This is a genomic window from Vibrio sp. 1249-1 (assembly GCF_033340495.1).
The window spans coordinates 1-888 of sequence record NZ_JAWOWJ010000272.1 but is presented as its reverse complement, the minus strand read 5'-3'; the positions used below and the strand labels follow the sequence as shown (position 1 = coordinate 888).

The window sequence follows — 888 nt, the reverse complement described above, 5'->3', positions numbered from 1 at the left end:
GACTGGCAACGTGTCCCAACTCGACCATGTCCAGTGCGCTCTGTACTTTATTTTGAATGGTTTGATTATCGAGCTTGCGCACTTTTAGAGGAAAAGCGAGGTTCTCCGCAATCGTCATGTGAGGAAACAGCGCGTAGTTTTGAAATACCATTCCGATGTCGCGTTTATGTGGCGCGAGATTGTTTACCGGAACGCCATCAATGTAAATCTCTCCGCCTGTTGCCGTTTCAAAACCCGCCAGCATCATCAGACACGTTGTTTTGCCTGATCCAGAAGGCCCCAACATGGTGACAAACTCTCCGGGTGCGATGTCTAAGTTGAAGTCTTTAACCACCAAGTTTGCACCGTCGTAGGTTTTCTTAACATGTTGAAAGCTCACATAATCCTTGTTTGCTGTGCTCATGGCATCCCTCCGTTCATTTTTGTATAGCGAAAATAAGTAGAGCGCCACAAAGCGCCCTACTCACTAGCTCAATTACAGATTGTATTTTGATAGGTCTAAGCGGGTAGCAAGCGCGTGCTCCACCATCTGGATCACTTGTTGACGCTCCTCACCTTTAAGCAGTTGGCGCGGTGCACGAACTTGCTCTGAACCACGGCCACACACTTGTTCAGCAAGCTTAATGCATTGAACCAGCGTAGGAATGGTGTCGAGACGCAGCAGCGGTAAGAACCAACGGTAAATTTCTAACGCTTCTGCATAACGGCCTTGGCTCGCCAGTTTGTAAATTGCAACTGATTCTTCTGGGAACGCATTGGTTAAGCCAGAAATCCAGCCTGTCGCTCCTAACATCAGCGACTCAAGCGCAATATCATCAACACCGCTGAACACGGTAAAACGATCATCGAACTTGTTGTAAAGCTCAGTGATACGACGCGTGTCGGTAG

The 888-nt window shown here is 48.1% G+C and carries 2 protein-coding genes; both read right to left on the bottom strand.

Features of this window, described 5'->3' with window-relative positions:
* Positions 1-403 (bottom strand): ABC transporter ATP-binding protein (locus tag R7Z50_RS25785; protein WP_318149515.1); only part of this gene is annotated, 403 nt, incomplete at its 3' end.
* 72 nt (positions 404-475) lie between these two features.
* On the bottom strand, positions 476-888 hold a 413-nt coding region (locus R7Z50_RS25780), incomplete at its 5' end, for a dihydrodipicolinate synthase family protein (protein ID WP_318149514.1).